The 18262-nt window shown below is 68.4% G+C and carries 11 protein-coding genes and 1 pseudogene; 4 read left to right on the forward strand and 8 right to left on the reverse strand.

The features are described 5' to 3' along the window. Positions 1-11: 11 nt before the first annotated feature. The 4 genes and pseudogenes from ACFYO0_RS39620 to ACFYO0_RS39635 form a co-directional block, all read right to left on the reverse strand. Positions 12-497 (reverse strand): annotated as a pseudogene (locus ACFYO0_RS39620) (AMP-binding protein); the annotation flags it as partial. Next, positions 484-1359: a 3-hydroxyacyl-CoA dehydrogenase family protein gene (locus tag ACFYO0_RS39625; protein ID WP_388686187.1), complete on the reverse strand. Its 876-nt coding sequence runs from the start codon at positions 1357-1359 to the stop codon at positions 484-486. The pseudogene ACFYO0_RS39620 and the gene ACFYO0_RS39625, both read right to left, overlap by 14 nt. Next, positions 1356-3017, reverse strand: coding sequence for a condensation domain-containing protein (locus ACFYO0_RS39630; protein ID WP_388686189.1), 1662 nt, complete (start codon positions 3015-3017; stop codon positions 1356-1358). The genes ACFYO0_RS39625 and ACFYO0_RS39630 overlap by 4 nt, the downstream gene beginning before the upstream one ends. After that, entirely contained in the window at positions 3018-8546 is a 5529-nt protein-coding gene (locus tag ACFYO0_RS39635) for an amino acid adenylation domain-containing protein (protein WP_388686190.1), read from the reverse strand. A 291-nt stretch (positions 8547-8837) separates the two neighbouring features. Here ACFYO0_RS39635 and ACFYO0_RS39640 point away from each other — a divergent pair, with 291 nt between their 5' ends. Beyond that, positions 8838-10112, forward strand: a complete 1275-nt coding sequence (locus ACFYO0_RS39640; protein WP_388686191.1) for a helix-turn-helix domain-containing protein — start codon at positions 8838-8840, stop codon at positions 10110-10112. 58 nt (positions 10113-10170) lie between these two features. On the opposite strand, the gene ACFYO0_RS39645 is transcribed toward ACFYO0_RS39640, so the two are convergent. Further along, the gene (locus tag ACFYO0_RS39645) at positions 10171-10860 is read right to left on the reverse strand and encodes a 4'-phosphopantetheinyl transferase family protein (protein WP_388686193.1); all 690 of its coding nucleotides are present in this window, start codon (positions 10858-10860) and stop codon (positions 10171-10173) included. A 140-nt stretch (positions 10861-11000) separates the two neighbouring features. Then, positions 11001-13226, reverse strand: a complete 2226-nt coding sequence (locus ACFYO0_RS39650; RefSeq protein WP_388686195.1) for an MMPL family transporter — start codon at positions 13224-13226, stop codon at positions 11001-11003. A gap of 184 nt (positions 13227-13410) precedes the next feature. On the opposite strand from ACFYO0_RS39650, the gene ACFYO0_RS39655 reads away from it, so the two are divergent. The 3 genes from ACFYO0_RS39655 to ACFYO0_RS39665 all read left to right on the forward strand — a co-directional run bounded on the left by ACFYO0_RS39655 (position 13411) and on the right by ACFYO0_RS39665 (position 16289). Beyond that, positions 13411-14685, forward strand: a complete 1275-nt coding sequence (locus tag ACFYO0_RS39655; protein WP_388686197.1) for a sensor domain-containing protein — start codon at positions 13411-13413, stop codon at positions 14683-14685. 5 nt (positions 14686-14690) lie between these two features. Then, on the forward strand, positions 14691-15359 hold the full coding sequence (locus ACFYO0_RS39660; RefSeq protein ID WP_388686199.1) for a response regulator: 669 nt from the start codon (positions 14691-14693) through the stop codon (positions 15357-15359). A gap of 180 nt (positions 15360-15539) precedes the next feature. Further along, positions 15540-16289, forward strand: a complete 750-nt coding sequence (locus ACFYO0_RS39665) for a DUF4097 family beta strand repeat-containing protein (RefSeq protein ID WP_388686201.1) — start codon at positions 15540-15542, stop codon at positions 16287-16289. Between the two features lie 97 nt (positions 16290-16386). Here the strand turns inward: ACFYO0_RS39665 and ACFYO0_RS39670 are convergent, their stop codons facing one another. After that, positions 16387-17916 (reverse strand): aldehyde dehydrogenase family protein, encoded by a 1530-nt coding sequence (locus ACFYO0_RS39670; protein ID WP_388686203.1) that lies wholly within the window; start codon positions 17914-17916, stop codon positions 16387-16389. A gap of 38 nt (positions 17917-17954) precedes the next feature. Next, entirely contained in the window at positions 17955-18242 is a 288-nt protein-coding gene (locus tag ACFYO0_RS39675) for an acyl carrier protein (RefSeq protein ID WP_388686205.1), read from the reverse strand. Positions 18243-18262 lie beyond the last annotated feature (20 nt).

Consider the following 18262-nt stretch of genomic DNA (forward strand, 5'->3'; position numbering starts at 1 on the left):
GTCGAGCCGGACGTGTGGATCACATACGCCAGGTCGTCGAGCCCCACGTCCGCGGACACCGGGGTGTCCGGAGGCGTCCGCCGTTCCCCCGTCGCCGACAGGTCCACGACACTGCCGGCGAACGAGCCCCACCAGCGCGGTACGGTGCCGCCGACCAGCAGTGTCGTCAGGCCGGAGTCCTCGGTCAGATGGCGCAGCCGCCGCACGGGATACGCGGGGTCGAGCGGTACGTAGCATCCGCCCGCCTTCAGGACGCCTAGGAGCGCCACGATCAGGTCGGCGGACCGCTCCAGGCTCACCCCGACCAGTACCCCCGGCCCGACCCCGTGCTCCCGGAGCCGGTGGGCCACCTGATCGGCACGGGCGCCCAGTTCGGCGTACCGGATACGGACATCGCGGTCGACGACCGCGACGGCGTCCGGTGTTCGCACGGCCCATTCGGCCACGAGCTCGTGCACCGGCCGCAGTTCGCGATCAGATATCTCACTTGTACTCATGGAATCCCCGTCCGGTCTTGCGGCCGTAGTGGCCGGCCGCAACCAGCTCACGCAGAGCGGGAGGCGGCGTGTAGCGGCTGTCGCCGGTGTGTTCGCGCAGCACCGTGAGGGTGTCGTCGACGTTGTCCAGGCCGATGAGGTCCGCGGTACGCAGTGGGCCCATCCGCTGTCCGAGGCACTGCTCGAACAGTGCGTCGGTGGTAGCCGCGTCGGCCTTGCCCTCGCTCACCGCGGCCGCGGCTTCGACGATCGTCAGCATCATGACGCGGTTGATGACGAAGCCCGGACCGTCCTGCACGACCAGCGGCCGCTTGCCGATGCTGGCCAGCAGGCGTGCCGTGACGTCGAGGGTCTCGTCGCTGGTCAGGGGGGCGCGCACCACCTCGACCGTCTCCTTGAGCGGCGCCGGGTTCATCACGTGGAGCCCGATCACCCGGCCGGGGCGGCCGGTGCGGGCGGCGAGCGAGGCGATCGGGATCGCTGATGTGCACGAGGCGAGAATGGTGTCCGGCGGGGTACAGCGGTCGAGTTCGGTGAAGATCCGCTCCTTGAGTTCCTGGCGCTCGGTCACGCACTCGACGACGAACCCGGTGTCGTGCAGCGCCTCCGGGCGGTCCGCCCAGTGCACCCGGCCCGGTGCGTCGGCCCCCGCGGTCCGGCCTCCGCGGCCGAGCAGGGCGGCGAGCCGGATGCCGTCCCTGATCGCGTCGCGCGCCCGGTCGGCCGCGGCCGTGTCCGGTTCCACCACGACCACGTGGTATCCGGCCTGGGCCAACGTCTGTGCCACGCCGCTGCCCATGGTGCCCGCGCCGACCACGCCGACACGCTGCGGAAGGCCTCGGAACGTACTCGTCTCGGTCATCGCCTTCCCTCCGTGCCCGGCGCCGGGGTGTCGAGGAGCGCGGCGATCGGCCGGCCGGCGTCGTGCTCGTACGCCAGCGCGCGCAGCAGCTCCTGGTAGGCGCTGATGAATCCGGCCGCGGTGTCGGCCGTGAAGAGTTCGGTGCTGTACTCCAGGCCCGCGGTCACATCCGCCCGGTACTCGCGGACAGTGGTGATCAGGGTCAGGTCGAGCTTGGCGGTGCCGACCGGCATCCCCTCGAAGCGGTTGATGGTGCTCCGCTCCTCGTCGAAGAAGGCGCTGTAACGGGAGTCGGCCAGTTCGTAGCGGGGCAGTTCCTGGTGGACGAAGGAGACGTCGATGAGGGGGTCCCGGCCGGCCTCGCGCCGGGCGCCCACCGCGCTGACCACCCGGTCGAAGGGGATCTCCTGGTGGTCCATGGCCTCGAGCACGGTCGCGCGGGTCTGCCTCAGGAAGTCGCCGAGCGCCGTCTGCGGCGGTACGGCGCAGCGCAGGGCGACGGTGCTGTTGAAGTAGCCGAGCAGGTCCTGCAGCAGGGGGTGATTGCGACCGGATGTCGGGGTGCCGACGATCAGGTCCCGCTGTCCGGACAGACGGGACAGCAGCAGGTTGAAGGCGGACAGCAGGACCACGAAGAGCGTCACCGATTCGTCGGCCGCCAGCTTCCGCAGCCGCTCCACGACGGGCTCCTCGACGGTGAACGGCAGCATGTGGCCGGTGTACGTCTTGCGGGTGGGGCGTGGATGGTCGGTGGGCAGATCGAGGCGGGGGGCATCCCGCAGGGTCTTCCGCCAGTAGGCGAGCTCGTGGTCGAGCGCGGAGCCGGCCAGCAGTCGGCGCTGCCAGATCGCGTAGTCGCGGTACTGGATGGGCAGCTCGGGCAGTCGAGGAGCACGTCCTTCGCGTCGGGCGGCATACAGTTCGGGCAGTTCCCGGCTCAGGATGCGCGGGGCACCGCCGTCGTTCACGGCGTGGTGCGTGGTGAACTGCAGCACGTGCCGTTCGGGTGCGATCCGGATCAGGAGCACCCGCAGCAGCGGGTCGTTGGCCACGTCGAAGCGGCGCCGTGCGGCCTGCGCGACCAGTTCGCGGGCGGCCGCATGCGGGTCCGGGGCGTCCGACACGTCGGCGAAGGTGAAGAAGTCGCCGGGGTCTGGGCGGATGTGCAGTGCGGGGGCGCCGTCGACCGCCACGAAGTTGGACCGCAGGGTCTCGTGCCGCATGGCGAGGTCGTGCCACATCCCGCGGACGGCCTCGACGTCCAGGTGGCCGTCGAGTCGGCTGACCGTCGGCTGGTTGTAGAGCGTGGTCGCCGGGTCGATCTGGTGGTGGAACCACATGCGCTGCTGGCCGAAGGACATCACCAGCTCGTCACCGGGAACCAGCTCCGGCCGGGCCGACGGGCCAGTGGACCGCGGCTCCGGGGACGCGGGGGCGGCGGTGGGCAGTCCGGCGGAGGAGTGTACGAACCGCGCGAAGTCCTCGATCGCCGGGTACTCGTAGAGGTCGAGGAGCCGGTGCCGTATCCCGAAGCGCTCCTCGACCCGGTTGATCACCTGCAGGGCGATCAGTGAGTTGCCGCCCAGGTCGAAGAATTCGCTGTCGGGTGCCGGCGCGGGTATCCCGAGGAGTTCGCCGAGCACTGGGCGGCGAGGCACTCACTGCCGAACTGGTGGAACGTACCCGCCGGATCCTGCCGGGGGTACGGCTGCAGCACCGTCGGCGAGATCGGTGGCCAGTTGCCGCCACAGTCCGGTCGGCGGGTTGAAGACGGTGACCCGGTGTTCCTCCAGGAAGGCGAGCAGCTCTTCGGTGCCGAGGAGTCCGTCGGGCCGGATCACGGCCAAACCGCCCGCGGTCAGCGGTGCGAACAGCTGCTCGGTGCTGACGTCGAAGGAGAACGAGCCGAAAACCAGGACCCGCTCGCGGGCAGTGAGGCCGAAGGTCTCGCTGATCTGTGCGAGGTGGGCGGCCAGTTGACCATGTGTCACGGCCACGCCCTTGGGGCGACCGGTGGAGCCGGACGTGAAGACAAGGTACGCCAGGTCGTCCTCGTGCGCCCTGTCCAAGCCTGTCCGGTCGGCGTCAGCAGTGAGGTCGAGACCGTCGATCTCCACTAGAGATGGGCCACCGGGCAGCAGGCTGCCGATCAGCTCGCGTTGTGCGACACCGCTCACGACGGCCTGGCAACGCGCCTCGGCCGCCATGAGCTGCAGCCGTTCGGCGGGATACGTCGGGTCGAGCACCAGCCAGGCACCGCCGGCTCTCAACACGCCCAGCATCGCCACCGCCATCGCAGCCCCACGCGGGAGGCACAGCCCCACCACCGAGTCCGGACCGGTGCCCGACCGCCGCAGCCGCTCGGCCACCACGGCCGATGCTTGCTCCAACTCCCCGTATGACCAAGTCCGTTCACCATCGATCAGGGCCACATCACCCGGCGCCGACAGTGCATGCGCCACGACCGCCTCCGCCACCGGCCGCCCCGCAGGGGAGGACTTCGCCTGGGCACCCGACCACGTCAGTGCGACTTTGGCATCACTCATGCCCAGTTCGCCGAAGGTGGTTTCCGGATCGCCGGTGAGTGTGTCCAGAGCCCGGCCGAGGTCGTCGAGGAGCCGCTGCGCGGCGCCCTCGTCGAAGGCCGCAGCGTCGGCACACACCCGCAGCTCCAGGTGCTCGCCGGGCATGACTTGCACGCTCACCGGATAGGTGGTGCGCTCCAGAAGCCGGCTGCTCTCCAGCGTGAAGCCATCGGTGATGAAGCCTTCGAAGGGGTAGTTCTCGACGACGACGATGGAGTCGAAGAGCTGAGCCCCAGCCGGGGCTCCGGCCCAGGAGGTGACCTCCGCGAGCGAGGCGTGCTGGTGATCGGTGAGGTCGTGCAGTCCCTGGAGGACGGAGTCGAGCAAGTCGTCGGCCCGCATGTCGTCGGAGATCCGCACGCGTAACGGCAGGGTGTTGATGAACAGGCCGACGGTGCCCTCGATGCCATCGATCTCGGCGGGCCGTCCGGACACGACGCTGCCGACCGTCAGATCCCGGGCACCGGTACGCCGGGCGACGACGAGAGCCCAGGCGGCGTGGACCAGCACGGCGAGAGTGACGCCACGTCCGCGGGCGGCTTCGTACAGAGCATGCGACTGCTTGCCGGTCAGCCGCAGTGTGGGCTCGTACCGGTCTGTGCCGTGCGCGGCGGCCGCGGCCCTGGGCGGTGCGAGCAGCGCCGGAGTCGTGAAACCGGTGAGCTGCTTGCGCCAGAAGGTCTCGTCCTCGGCGCCGTCACGGTTCTCGCTCCAGCGCACGAATGCGCCGTAGTCGGGAGCGGGTGCGAGTTCGATGTCAGTGCCGGAGCGCAGAGCGGTGTAGAGCGCGAAGGCGTCGCCCGCGACGACGGGGAGCGACCACCCGTCGAGCAGGATGTGGTGGTTGGTCCACACGAAGGCCCAGCGGTCGTCGGCCATGCGCACCAGCGCGATGCGTACCAGCGGGCCACCATCCAGCTCGAATCCCGCGCTCCGGTCCCGCGCCAGGAACTTCTCCAGGCGCTCACGCGCCGGCTCCCCACTGCCCGCGACCGTCCAGTCCTCGTATACGACAGGCAGGTCGATGTCCCGGGGGACCACGAGCAGAGGGCGGTCGACGTCCTGCCAGGCGCAGTGCGCGCGCAAGGCCGAGTGCCGAGTGATGGCACCGCGCCAGGAGTCGAGGAAGGCTCGCGGATCGAGCTCTCCACTCAGGGTGCACACCAACTGCTCGGTGTAGGCGTCCGATTGCGGCTCGGCGAGAGCGTGGTAGAGCATGCCCTGCTGGAGCGCGGACATGGGCCAGATGGCGTGCAGCGGGCCGAGGGAGCGCTCCCAGGCCGCGAGCCGGTCGGCGGGCAGCCCGACGGTGTCGACGGTGTCCGAGGCGCTGCCGTCCGTTCCTGGACCGTCGTCGCCTCCGATCGACAACAGCTCTACCTGCGGAGCAAGGCGGGCGATGGTCGGATGCTGGAACAACTGCCGTGGAGTGAGGCGGACACCGGCCCGCCGGGCCTTCGCCACCACCTGAATCGACAGGATCGAGTCCCCGCCCAGGGCCAGGAAGTCGTCGTGCACACCGACACGCTCAAACCCCAGAACCTCGCACCACACCTCGGCGAGCCGCCGCTCCACCTCGCCGCGGGGCGCGACAAAGTCCCGGTCGGGTGTCTCCCACGACGGTGTCGGCAGCGCCCGGCGGTCCACCTTGCCGTTCACCGACAACGGCAGCGCGTCCAGCACCATCACGGCGGCGGGCACCATGTGAGCGGGCAGGCGTTCGGCCACCCACTCCCGTATATCCTCCGGCTCGGACATGGTCCCGGCCCGAGTCACCACGTAGGCCACCAGACGACGTTCACCATCACCCGGCGGCGCCACCGCCGCCACGGCCGCGTCCGCCACCCCGGGCGCGCTCCGGACCGCGGCCTCGATCTCGCCCAACTCCACCCGGAAACCACGTACCTTGACCTGCTCGTCGACCCGGCCGTGGAACTCCAGGACACCGGTAGCGTCGAAACGCACCAAGTCACCCGTGCGATACAAGCGCGCCCCCGGCACGTCCGAGAACGGGTCGGGAACAAATCGCTCGGCCGTCAGGCCGCCCCGCCCCGCGTACCCGCGCGCCACACCCGCACCACCGACGTACAGCTCGCCCACGCCTCCGGCGACGACCGACCGCATCGCCTCGTCCAGCACGTACACGGTGGTTCCGGCGATCGGGGTACCGATGGGCACGGAACCGCCGGGAACGTCCGCGCAGACATGGCCGGTCGCCCAGACAGTGGCCTCGCTCGGCCCGTACTCATTGACCAAAGTGCACTCCGGGAGCACGGCCCGGTGCTCGGCGACAAGGTCCGGCGGGCAGGACTCGCCCGCGACCACGACGGTGCGCAGCGAACGCCCTGGTCCCCCGGGCCGGTTCAGGAGAGCCCGATAGAAGGAGGGGACGGTCAGAGTGTGTGTCAGCCTGTGCCGCTCCACGAGGTCGGCCAGCTCGTCGGCGTCCTTCACCTGGTCGGCGTCGGGGACCACCAAGGTCCCTCCGAACGTCAGGGCCCAGAAGAGGCCGGCGTAGGCGCTGTCGAAAGAGAAGGAGGAGAGCAAGAGGAAGCGCGGCGGGCGCAAGCCGTAGAAAGTGCCGCGCGCGGCGGTGGAGCGGGCCAGCGTCCGGTGGCTCACGGCCACGCCCTTGGGGCGGCCGGTGGAGCCCGAGGTGAAGACCAGGTACGCCAGATCATCCTCGTGCGCCGCGTCAAGACCGGTCCGGTCGGCGTCGGCGGTCAGGTCAAGGCCGTCTAGCTCCAGGATGGGGGTGTCCGCGGAGACGACACCGACTGTCAGTTCCCGCTGGGCCGCGCCCCGGACTACGGCGGCGCAGCGGGCCTCGGCCGCCATCAGCCGCAGCCGCCCGACCGGGTAGGAGGGGTCGAGCGCCAGCCAGGCGCCACCCGCGCGCAGCACGCCCAGCATGGCGACCGTCGTCACGGCCCCGCGTGGCAGACACAAGCCCACCACCGACTCCGGCCCGACCCCCAACTGCCGTAACCGCGCGGCCACCACAGCAGACGCACGCTCCAATTCCCCGTACGTCCATGCCCGTTCGCCATCGATCAGGGCCACGTCGCCTGGTGCCGCGAGCGCATGCGCCACCACCGCCTGGTGCACCGGCAGCCCGTCACCGACCGCGTCGCCCCCGGCGCCCGACCAGCGCAGGGCCGTGTCCGCTTCGGCGCCAAGGCGGGCGACGGTCAGAGTCGGGTCGGCCACGGCCTCACCCACTACGGTCTCGAACAACCGGGCGTAGCCGACGACGGTCTCCGCGTCGAGCCGGGTCGGATCGAAATGGAGGACACCGTGTATCTCTCCGTCGATCTCACCCGCCTGCAGCCGCAGCGGGAACTGCCCGACCTGCTGACGCACCGGCACCGGCACCGTGTCGAAGCCCGCGAAGCGGACTGTGCCCAGGTCCCCCAGGATCGCCTTGGTACCGTCGGCAAGCCGGTCCGACTCGAACTGGAAACTCACCTGGTAAAGCGACTGCCCTGACAGGGCCGACCCCGGGGTCAGACGCCCGAGGACCGTCGGCGTGGGCAGCGCCCGATGCCGTACGGCATCGATGTGCGCAGTGCGGGTGGCGTCCAGGACGGAGTCGAAAGTGGCGCCGGGAGTAACCGGGGTGCGTAGCAGCAGCGAGTTGGTGAAGTGGCCGACGGTCCGCTTGAAGGACGTCTTGCGGCCCTCAACAGGGAAGCCGACGACGATGTCGTCGCAGGCGGTGAGTTTGTGCAGCAACACGTTGAAAGCGCCGAGCAGCACCGTGGCAGTGGTGCTGCGCCGAGACTCGGCCAACTCCCGTATTCGCACAGTGACTTCTGAACCCAGGCGGAAGCGCACGTGGGCTGGAGCCTCGGGGTCGGCCACCGGGCGAGGTGCGGTCATGCCGGGCAGATCGAGGGCGAACTGGCAGTTGGAGAGCCGCTCCTCCCAGTAGCGGCGCGACGTCTCCGAGCGAGGACCGTCCAGAAATGCCTGTTCGGCCGCGACGTGACGCGCGTAGGAGGTGTCGAAGTCGACAGGCAGCCCTGGTGTGCCGTCCGTCTCGGAGCGGTACGCCGTGAGCAGGTCCTCCATGACGATGAAGAGGGAACTCATGTCACCGGCGATGTGGTGAAGGACGAGGTGCAGCGTGGTGCTGTCCGTGTCCTGATAGACGAAGAAACGAGCCGGAGCCTCGCGATCCAGGTGGAAGGGGAGCTCGTAGTCACGGATGGCGAGCAACCGTAACTCCTCGGCGCCGATACCCGGCGTCTCACGTACGGCGAACGGCGCCTCGGCCCCGTACCAGCGCTGCACGTACCCCTCGGCGCGGAGAGCGATGACACCGGTGAGCACCGGATGGCGAGCACAGACAGCACGCCAGGCGCGGCGCAGCCGCTCGGTGTCGAGTCGTTCGCCGACCGTCGCGCAAGCGGTGATGTGATAGGCGGGCGAATCGGGCGCGAGCTCGTACAGGAAGAGGAGAGACGCCTGCCCCACGGAGAGAGGCGTCTCGGTCTGCGACCCAGTACCCCCGCCTGCTCTCCCGGTGACCGAGGCGCGTTCACCGCCACGTATGTCAGCACGCACAGTTCCCCCATGAGTTGTCACAGACTTTGACACCGATCCGTCACGCTCGTCACAACACTAGGCATGGATACAGTCATGCTTCAAGCAAGTTTTGACGTAGCTCTTGCCGCACGGTTTTGACCTGCGGAGACTGGATGGATCAGCACGCCCGCTACCGCTCGGCAAGGAATTCGACAGGGTCGACGCGCGCGCCCTAGGCTGCCTCGGCGCAATCGGTGACAGTGTCGTCTTGTTGGGCTCATGCCCGAGAGCGCGCCACGCGGCTGAGGCACATGACAGCCGCTCGCCCGCCCGGTCTCGCAGCCAGGGCGACCCCGGAGGACGATGATGATCGAACAGCCCGCTTTCGGGCGCAGACTACGACGACTGCGGGTTCAGCGTGGACTGTCCCAGAGCGAACTGGCCGGTGACGATGTGTCGGCCAGCTATGTCTCCCGGGTGGAGAGCGGCGGGCGGTCGCCAAACGACTTGATAGCCTCCCTCTTCGCCCGTCGGCTCGAGGTGCCTCTGGAGACCCTGACCGGCCCCGATTCGCAGGAGAGCGAGGACGAGCACCGCAGTCAGCGGCTCGACGTGGCCAGCCAGCTGCTCACGGCGGGAGCTCTGCGCAAGGACGGTGAACTGGCAGAGGCAGCGGAGCTGTTGCGCAGGATCGTCGCGGCAGGCGCCGGCCACAGCGAAGAGGACCTGCTTTGGGAGGCCGCCTGGGTGCTGGGCGAAGTCCTGCGGGAACTGGGGCACATCGCCGAGGAGCACACCGTCCTCACCGGCCTGGCCGAGACCTCTCTGTCACAGGAGACGCCTCGGCTTGCGGCACGAGTTGCCACGGCCCTCTCCGAGAACCTCCGCCACCAGGGGAGGCTGGGGGAAGCCGTCCGCGTCGCCGAGGCCGCTGTCTCGGACATCGTCACTCTGCCTCCGACCGCTCACGAGCGGGTGAAGGCGATGTTGGCGCTGCTCAACTCCTATGCCGACAGCGGCGAGTTGGAGAACGCTGCAAGGCTCGCCGACACACTGCAGGAGATCGCCGAGAACGTCCCGTCCCGCCAACTGCGAGGCCAGGTCTACTGGGCGGCAGGCAGTACGCGCTTCCTGTGCGGGCTGCCGCAAGAAGCGGCGAGACTGCACGAGCAGGCTTTCGTCTGTCTGCGTCCGGACGTGAATCTGGCGGCCTGGGCCCGGCTGTGCCTGACCTCGGCGGCACTCCGCTTGGAACACGACCCCTCAGACGATGCCCTGGAGAGCGCGGAAGGGCTGCTCGCCCGCGCCCGCCAGGCGATCGAGCTCGTCGGCCGGGCAGACGACCTGGCCGATCTCATGCTGGCCGAGGCCCAGCTGGCGCTGCGTCAGGGGCGGCCGGAACGTGTGCTGGACCTGACCGGCCGCGTATGCGACGGCGAGGCCGAAGTGCCCCTGGCGAAACTGGGGCAGTGCCATCTCATGTCAGCCAAGGCACACTCCCTGGCCGGTGACACTGCAGCGGCCCAGGACAGTTACCGGCAGGCGGCCGAGATCCTTGAGCGTGCCGGTGCGTACCGCAAGTCCTCCGAGGCCTGGCGGCAGTTGAGCGAACTTCTGACGCCGGGCGGCCCCCAATAGGGGGCCGCCCGGCGCAGCCTGCTGACCGGCCCAGGCGCGGGGGATTCGCCCGGTCCGGTCAGCAGGAGTTCAGGTGTACGGCGCCCACAGCGGGATTGAACATCCAGGTGTGCAGATCGGTCACCGGTCCGGTGGTCGCAACGGCGGCCACCGTCCCGCGCCCGGTCGGCAGGTCGCGCACGTGCACCTCGGCGACCCCGGCGCCGTCGGGCAGCGGCACCGCCACCACGCCCTCGCCATCCTCCAAGAGCACGTCCACCTCGTCCGGCGGCACACGAAAGCCGTAGCCGACCGCGCGCAGAACCGCCTCCTTGCGTGTCCACAGGCCGAGGAAGAACATCTGCCGGGCGGAAGGGGACAGCCGCCGCAGCAGTTGCTGTTCCCACCGCGTCAAGGCCAGATGGAGATTCTCGCCGTACGTCACGTCACCGTCCTGAACGTCGATGCCGACCGCGCCGTTCAGCGACACGGCGATCAGTTGTAGGCCGCCTCCGTATGCCACGCTGAAGCAGACCTCGCGGTCCACCAAGGCAAGTCTCCCGTGCTCCGAGCGGCAGAACTCGACACTGGCGGGACTGCGCCCGAGCACCCAGCCGAGTACCCTGCGGGTCGTGGCACGGGCACACAGGAAGGCTCGCCCGTCGCCGGGTCGGTCCAACGCCTCCGCCATGGCCCGCTCCTCCTCGCTGACCAGTTCCACCGCTTCTCCCGCGGCCTGGCCGGAGGGATCCAAACGGGTCCTGAACACGTGGAGTTCCCCGGACCGCACCACCAGGCCGGAAGGAACCGCGGCCCACCCACCCATACAGGTAATCTCCTTCGCTCGCTGGCCACCGGGCGCAGGAAGAGAAGGACCGGGGGCGGCCCTGCCCTCCCTGCGGGGGCCGATCACTCGTGGGAGACGGCCGGAGCTCGCCGCGAAGGCCGCGACTTGGGCCAGGCCCTCGTGCCCAGCAGAGCCAGGGCAGCGGGCAGCAGCACACCCCGGATCAAGGTGGCGTCGAGGAGAATGGCGACGGCGAGTCCCACACCCAGCTGCTTCATGTCCAAGGTCGACAGTGTCGCGAAGACCGCGAAGACGGCGACCATGATCACAGCGGCTGTAGTGACCACGCCCGCGGATGTAAGGATGCCGTGCCTAACGGCCGCATGTGTGGAGCCCCCCCGTTTGACGCCTTCGCGCACCCTGCTCAAAACGAAGACGTGATAGTCCATCGACAGCCCGTAAAGGACTACGAACAGAATAAGCGGGAGCCAGGAAACCACCGCTCCGTTTGAGTCAAACCCCAGCAGGCCTTCGGCCCATTCGCCCTGGAAGACCAGGACGAGTACCCCATAGGCGGCCGCTACGGAAAGCACGTTGAGCGCAGCCGTCAACAGGGCCAGCACCATGGAACGGAACGCCATCAGCATGACCCCGAGGCAGAGCAGGGTGACGAATCCGATGACCAGTGGCAAGCGGTCCTTCAGCGTGTCGGAGAAGTCCGTCGAAAAGGCGGTCTCGCCCCCGACTGCCCATGCGTCGACGTCGGCTCCTTCCAGGACCTGGGGCGCCAGGTCGGTGCGCAGCAGCTTCAACGTCTGCTCTGCCTTTGGGCCGTCCGCGTCGCCCTGAACGTGCAGTTCGAGTCGGGACACCCTGCCGTCCTGCGACAGAGCGATATCGGGCTGCGCGGACTTTGCGAACTGCCCGGTCGCCATGGCGTTCTGGTGCAATTCCGTCAGCAGCTGGGCAACCTCGTTGGATCGGGCCTTGCCAGCCTCGACCGCCACGGCATGGGCCGTGCCCTCGGTCGGGAACGCCTCGACCACCCGGTCGTACGTCTGCATGATCTCGTACGAGCGCGGCAGGTCCTCGTCGCCGGGCATCTTCAGCTTCATACCGAGCGCGGGTGCGGCCAGAGCGAGCATGGCCGCCACTCCGATCACCAGGGACACACCTGGCGCCCTGAGAACGGGGCGCAGCACAGCCGCCCACAGCCTGCTCTCCTTGCCCACGACGGTGCGACGCCGCAACAGCGGTATCCGGGGCCGGTCGATCCTGTCGCCGAGGGCCGCGAGCGCGGCCGGCAGCACCGTGAGGGAGCCGATAACGGCCACCGCGACCACCAGGACGGTCCCCAGGGCGAGCGAGTAAAACAGCATGTTGCCGGAGAAGAACATGCCGGCCATGGCGAACGTCACCGTCAAACCGGAGACCAGAACAGCCCTTCCCGAGGTGGCCGCGGCGATGCGCAGTGCCGCCTCAGGGGAGTTGCCGAGTGCCCGTTCCTCGCGCTGACGCCTGATGTAGAAGAGCGAGTAGTCAACCCCGACCGCCAGGCCCATCAAGAGGATCAGACTGGCTTGATTGGCATCCACAGGGACCAGCAGCGAAGTGACGCCGGCCAGGCCGAGGGCGAAGACCACCGAGGTGATACCGAGCAGCACGGGCAACCCGGCCGCGAGCAGGGCGCCGAAGGCGACCAGCAGGATGAGCAGCGTCACCGGAACGCTGATGAACTCCGCCCGCTGGAAATCGGCACCGAGCTGTTGGCTCAGCTCGCGGGTGACAGAGCCCTTTCCGAGTTGTTCGATGCGTAGGTCGGCATGGGCCTGCTGCTCCGCCTCGGTCGCCTTCAGCATGGGGCCGACCACGCTCTTGGGCTTCTTCTTCTCGTCGCCACTGCCCAGGTCGAGGGTGACCGGCAGCAGAACGCTGCGCCCGTCCTCGGAGGTGACCGGATCACCGACCCCGGTCACGTCGTCCAAGGCGTCGTAGCGCTCGCGGAGCGAGGTGACCACGTCGTCGGCCGTCGCGGTGGACAGCTTGCCGCTTCGCGCCTGGATCATCACCCGCTCGATGCCGTCGTCCGCGAAATCCGCGTTGTCCAGCATCCGTTCGGCGACGGCGGACTGCCCGGTGAGACCATCGGCGTCGTCCTGCTCGCGGACACCGGTCACCATGCTTGCCGCGTAGGCCAGGATCACGAGTGCGATCCACAGCAGGAGGGTCGTCTTGCGGTGGGCCATGCTCCAGGCGGCCGTTCTCTCCACGAGTCCGCGCGGTGGCGGTGCCACTCCCGACGGCCCGGGGCGCTGGCGCGCGGCGTGCTTTTCTTCGGTGAAGGACATCGTCAAGGCTCCTCGTAGGGGGTACGCCGTGACGCTACGCAGCGGTGCCCCGCGCCGTCGGGCGTGCGATCACTCCTCCGACAGTGGTGCTGGCACTACCGACGATGGGCACGTCTGCACGCTCGGAACAGCCCAAGCCGCCCGCCTAGGATCCCTGTCAGAAGAGCCGAGACCGGGAAGTGCTATGAGGTTGAGACCACCGCGGATCCGAGCGGCGCTGTACCGCGTCGCGCGACGCCTGCTCGCCCGAGACGTACGCGACGACCTCCTGCAGCTGCTGACCACGCTGGCGATGTCACCGCTGTACTGCGTGCCCATGGTGCTGTTCCTGACGGGCGCGGCCCTGACCCCGCTGCTTCTGATCGGCCTGCCGCTCCTGCCCCTGGCGATGATGCTGGCCGGCTGGATCGCCCGATTCGATCGCCAACGTCTTTACTTTTTGCGGGAGTTGGAGATCGACATGCCGGTCGCTTCCCCCAGCAGCGGCTGGAAGGACCGTCTGGGGCGGCTCTTCGGCCGACGTGCCTGGCGTGAACTGAGCTTCACGGTGGTCATGTTGCTGTGGGCCATGGGTGCGGGTGGCCTGGTGATGATGGTGCTTGCAGCCGGCCTGCTGCTCCTCCTGCTGCCTCTGCTCAGTCCTCTACTGCCGGACGGGGCTTCACTGCTTGGTGTCGACATCGGGACCGTGCTCGGCGCAACGTCCGCGGGTGTCGCCGGTCTGGCATTGCTCATGGCCGGGCTGTGGCTCGGCAGACCGCTGGCTCGGGCCGAATCCGACCTGGCCATCCGTATGCTCGGCGCGAACCAGGTCGACCATCTCGTCCGCCGGATGATGGACCTGGAGGACAGCCGCTCGCGGATGGTCGATGCCGCCGAGCAGGAGCGGCAGCGCATCGAGCGCGACCTTCACGACGGTGCACAGCAGCGGCTACTGTCGGTTGCGATGAGCCTGGGCAGGGCCAAGTCCCGTTTCGATCAGGACCCGGACAAAGCGCGACACCTGCTGACGACCGCACACGAGGAGGCCAAGGCTGCTATGCAGGAGCTGCGTGACGTCACTCGCGGTCTGCACCCGGCCATCCTCACCGAGCAGGGCATGGAGCCCGCTCTGGCGGCGATCGCGGCCCGCTGTCCCGTCCCTGTCGAGCTCACCGTGCAGTTGCCTGAGCGTCCCAGCCCACGGGCCGAGGCAGTCGCTTACTACGTGGTCTCCGAGCTTCTCACCAACATCACCAAGCACGCCGGTGCGGACCGGGCGACGGTGAAGATCTACCGGGAGGACGACCTGTTACGGCTCAGGGTCAGCGACGACGGCATCGGCGGTGCCGATGCCGACCGGGGATCAGGCATCCACGGGCTGCGGGACAGGGTCCGTGCGGTTGACGGACATCTCACGCTCTCCAGCCCGTTCGGCGGCCCGACGGTCGTCGACGTCACTCTTCCCTGGAGGGCGTAGCAGACATGTTGCGCGTCGTCATCGCGGAGGACTCCGTCCTGCTGCGCACCGGTCTCGCCAAACTCCTCATGGACGAGGACATCGACGTCGTCGGACAGGCCGGGGACGCCGATGAGCTGCTCGCACTGGTCGCCGACCTCGATCCGGACCTGTGCGTCGTGGATGTCCGCATGCCACCCACCCACACGGACGAAGGGCTGCGCGCCGCGCTGACGATCCGGGCCTCGGACCCCGACCGGCCCATCCTCGTCCTGTCCCAGTACGTGGAGGCCCGGTACGCCTCCAAGCTCCTCGCGCACGGAAGCGCGGGCATCGGCTATCTACTCAAAGACCGCGTGGCCGACGTGGACGAATTCGTGGCCACCCTGCACCGAGTCGCCGGCGGCAGCACAGCCCTGGATTCCGAAGTGGTCAGCCAGATCTTCGCGAGTCATCAGAAAGACGACAGCGGCCTGGGGGCACTCACCCCGCGTGAACAGGAAGTGCTCGCCCTCATGGCCGAAGGGCTCAGCAACAGCGGCCTCGCGAGCCGTCTGTTCATCACCGAGCGCTCCGTCGAGAAGCATATCCGCGCCATCTTCACCAAGCTCGATCTCCTTCCTGATGATGAGGGGAACCGTCGCGTACGAGCTGTTTTGCAGTACCTCGACTCCCTGGCCAACCCCCACGCGTGAGCCTCCTGCGCTCGTCTCTTCGGGTCAGGGTCGGCGCAGCCATATCGTCGCCTGCCGCCCCTCTCCCTTCACCGACCTGTGACCCCACGGAAACCGGAGCCAGAGATGTACGACACCATTGACTCGACCCGCTCGGGCCCTCGTCCATCAAGCCGCCCCAGGCGCTCTGTGCTGCGGCGCGTGATCCGCATCCTCGCGATTCTGACTGGCGTCTCGCTGGTTGGCGGAGCCGCGTGGTATTTGCTGATGTTCCTGGTCACCGACACCGAGTCGGGCTCCGCCGCGATCAGCACCTCGGTGCGGAACGTGGAGCTCGCCATCGACAGCGGCGACATCCAGGTCGACGTGGTCGGACGAGGAGAGAAGCCGGAGTTACACAAGAAGCTGACCAGGTCGCTGCGCTCGCCCGACGAGACGATCAAGCAGGAAGGAGACACCCTGCACGTGACCACCCGCTGTGGTGAGGGCATGGGCAAATGCGCGTCGGACTACCGCCTGACGGTGCCGGCCGGCACCGCTGTCAAGGTGGAGACGAGGATGGGCGACGTCTCCGTGCAAGGCGTACAGGCCTCGGTGGAGGGCCGTACCCAGATGGGCAGTGTCAGCTTGGAGCACATCACCGGCAACCGCGTCGTCGCCGCCAGCAAGACCGGCGCCATCACGCTCAAGGACGTCACATTCGACACCGCTGAGGCCACGACCAAGCTCGGTGACGTCCTGGTCGAGGACATCGAAGCGTTCAAGAAACTGACGGCTGTCTCCAAGACAGGCGACGTAGACCTACATCTCCCCGAGGACGCGGGCCCGTTCGCCGTGAACGCGGAGACCAAGATCGGCGACCGGAAAGTGACGGTGGACCAGGACTCTTCCTCCGGCACGAACGTGAATGCCAGGACAAAGATCGGTGACGTGACGGTGCGCGCGAACTGACCGTGGCCACCGTCGCCCCTCCGTCCTCCCTCCGCACGACGGGGCGGCCGGAGCACTTTCGGGCTCCGGCCGCCCCGTCGCGGTTCCAGTACGTCGGTCAGGAAAGCCGGAAGCCGAAGTCCGCGTCGATATCACGGACGTCCATCTGAGCGCGCTGCAAGGTACCGGCGTAGTCCCAGTTCAACGATTGCCACGACGTGAACTGGTCGAGGACCCAGATGCCCGACTGCCGACTTCCATTACCCGAAAGGCCGTTGCCGCCGAATGGCAGGTGCGCCTCTGCACCCACTGTCGAGTTGTTCACGCTGACCATGCCTGCCGTGCACCGCTCGCGGAAGGAGAACGCCGTACGCGCCGAACCGGTGTAGACCGCGGCCGAGAGCCCGTATCCGTGTCCGTTGGCGAGCGCGACGGCCTCATCGAACGTGTCGTACTGCATGACCGACACGAGCGGCCCGAAGGTCTCGGTCCGGTACAGCTCGTCGTCCTGTCGCACTCCGGCCACGATGACCGGGTGCGCATACACTCCGGCGTCCGGGTCGCCCACAAAGCCCTTGCGGGGACTGCCCGTCGTGATCCGGCCGGTGGCACTGGACCCGGAGAGCGTGTGATGCGGTCGCACGAGCTGCAGTGAAGCCAGGAAATCCTCCAGGTACCGCTCGCCGATGACGGGTCCGTAAAAAACGTCGTCCTGGCGCGGATCACCGATCACAAGGTCCTCGACGGCCGCGCTGAATCGGGTGAGGAACTCATCATGCACATCGCGATGCGCGATCACCGCGCCCAGCGAGGTGCAGCGCTGGCCGGCAGTGGCGAACCCGCTGAACGCCGCTCCCTGGACGGCAAGTTCGAGGTCGGCGTCCTCCGCGACGACGAGCGGGTTCTTGCCACCCAGCTCCAGGCACGGGGACTGAAGGTGTCGCCCGGCCAGCTCGCTCACCCTGCGACCAGCAGCGGTCGACCCCGTGAAGCCGATCTTCTGGACGAGGCCCTCCGCCAGTGCCCGCTCAAGCCCCTCGTACGTGGCATCGCCATCGGCGTGCACGAGGCGCAGCACGTCCTCGGGCACCCCGCCGGCGCGGAAGAGTCCGAGGAGCGCCTCCGCGACGGCGACCGCGGATTCCGAGGGCTTCCACACCACGGTGTTGCCGCAGAGCAGAGCCGGTACGAGGTACCAGGCAGGCACCGCGGCCGGAAAGTTCGCCGCCGTGATCACCGCGGCGGTGCCCAGCGGTTTGCGATAGGTGAACAGTTGCTTGTCCGGCATTTCGCTGGGCACGGTCTGCCCGTACAGCCGACGCCCCTCGCCCAGGAAGAAGTCGCAAGTGTCGATGACCTCCTGCACCTCTCCCAGGGACTCCCCGAACGGCTTGCCTATTTCCCGGGTGATCAGCTCGGCCAGCGCCTCCTTGTTGGAGGCCACGAGCCGCCCCACGTTCTGCACCACCCGACCGCGTAGCGGCGCAGGCCACTCTGCCCACGCCGACTGGGCCTCGTGAGCAGACCGGGCTGCTCCCACCAGCCCGTCCGCGTCGTCCAGTTCCCGCTCCGCGACAACGTCGGCCAGGTCAGCGGGGTTGCGGGACACGGTCAGTCGCTTGCCTGCCACATTCTTCAGCTCAGCCATACTGGGCAGTCCTCTCCTTGAGGCGTGAAAGATCGTTGTCAGGCTGTCGCTGTCTGCTGCCGTTCTCTCTCCGTCAGCAGGTACTTGGCGAGCTGCGCGACCGTCGGGTGGTCCCATACCGCAGTCGGGTTCACCTGGATCCCGAGCCGGTCCTCCACGTCTGCTGTGAAGGCCACTACCGCGATGGAGTCGAGTCCGTACTCCCCGAGTTGCTGGCCAGGGTCGACCGGTTCGTCCAGATCGGGCACGTACTCACCGACGCACTCGACGAGCCAGTTCTCCAGTTCTTCGAGAGACATGGAGCCGGGCTTGTCCATCTTGTCCATCTGGTTACTCCTCAAGAAGC

This window comes from Streptomyces sp. NPDC006365 (genome assembly GCF_042870755.1).
GTDB classification, from domain to species: Bacteria; Actinomycetota; Actinomycetes; order Streptomycetales; family Streptomycetaceae; genus Streptomyces; species Streptomyces xiangluensis.

Coding starts and splice junctions, on each gene's coding strand:
- ACFYO0_RS39650 (WP_388686195.1), bottom strand. CDS start 13,226: ATGTCCTTCACCGAAGAAAAGCACGCCGCGCGCCAGCGCCCCGGGCCG.
- ACFYO0_RS39625 (WP_388686187.1), bottom strand. CDS start 1,359: ATGACCGAGACGAGTACGTTCCGAGGCCTTCCGCAGCGTGTCGGCGTG.
- ACFYO0_RS39640 (WP_388686191.1), top strand. CDS start 8,838: ATGATGATCGAACAGCCCGCTTTCGGGCGCAGACTACGACGACTGCGG.
- ACFYO0_RS39670 (WP_388686203.1), bottom strand. CDS start 17,916: ATGGCTGAGCTGAAGAATGTGGCAGGCAAGCGACTGACCGTGTCCCGC.
- ACFYO0_RS39655 (WP_388686197.1), top strand. CDS start 13,411: ATGAGGTTGAGACCACCGCGGATCCGAGCGGCGCTGTACCGCGTCGCG.
- ACFYO0_RS39675 (WP_388686205.1), bottom strand. CDS start 18,242: ATGGACAAGATGGACAAGCCCGGCTCCATGTCTCTCGAAGAACTGGAG.
- ACFYO0_RS39660 (WP_388686199.1), top strand. CDS start 14,691: ATGTTGCGCGTCGTCATCGCGGAGGACTCCGTCCTGCTGCGCACCGGT.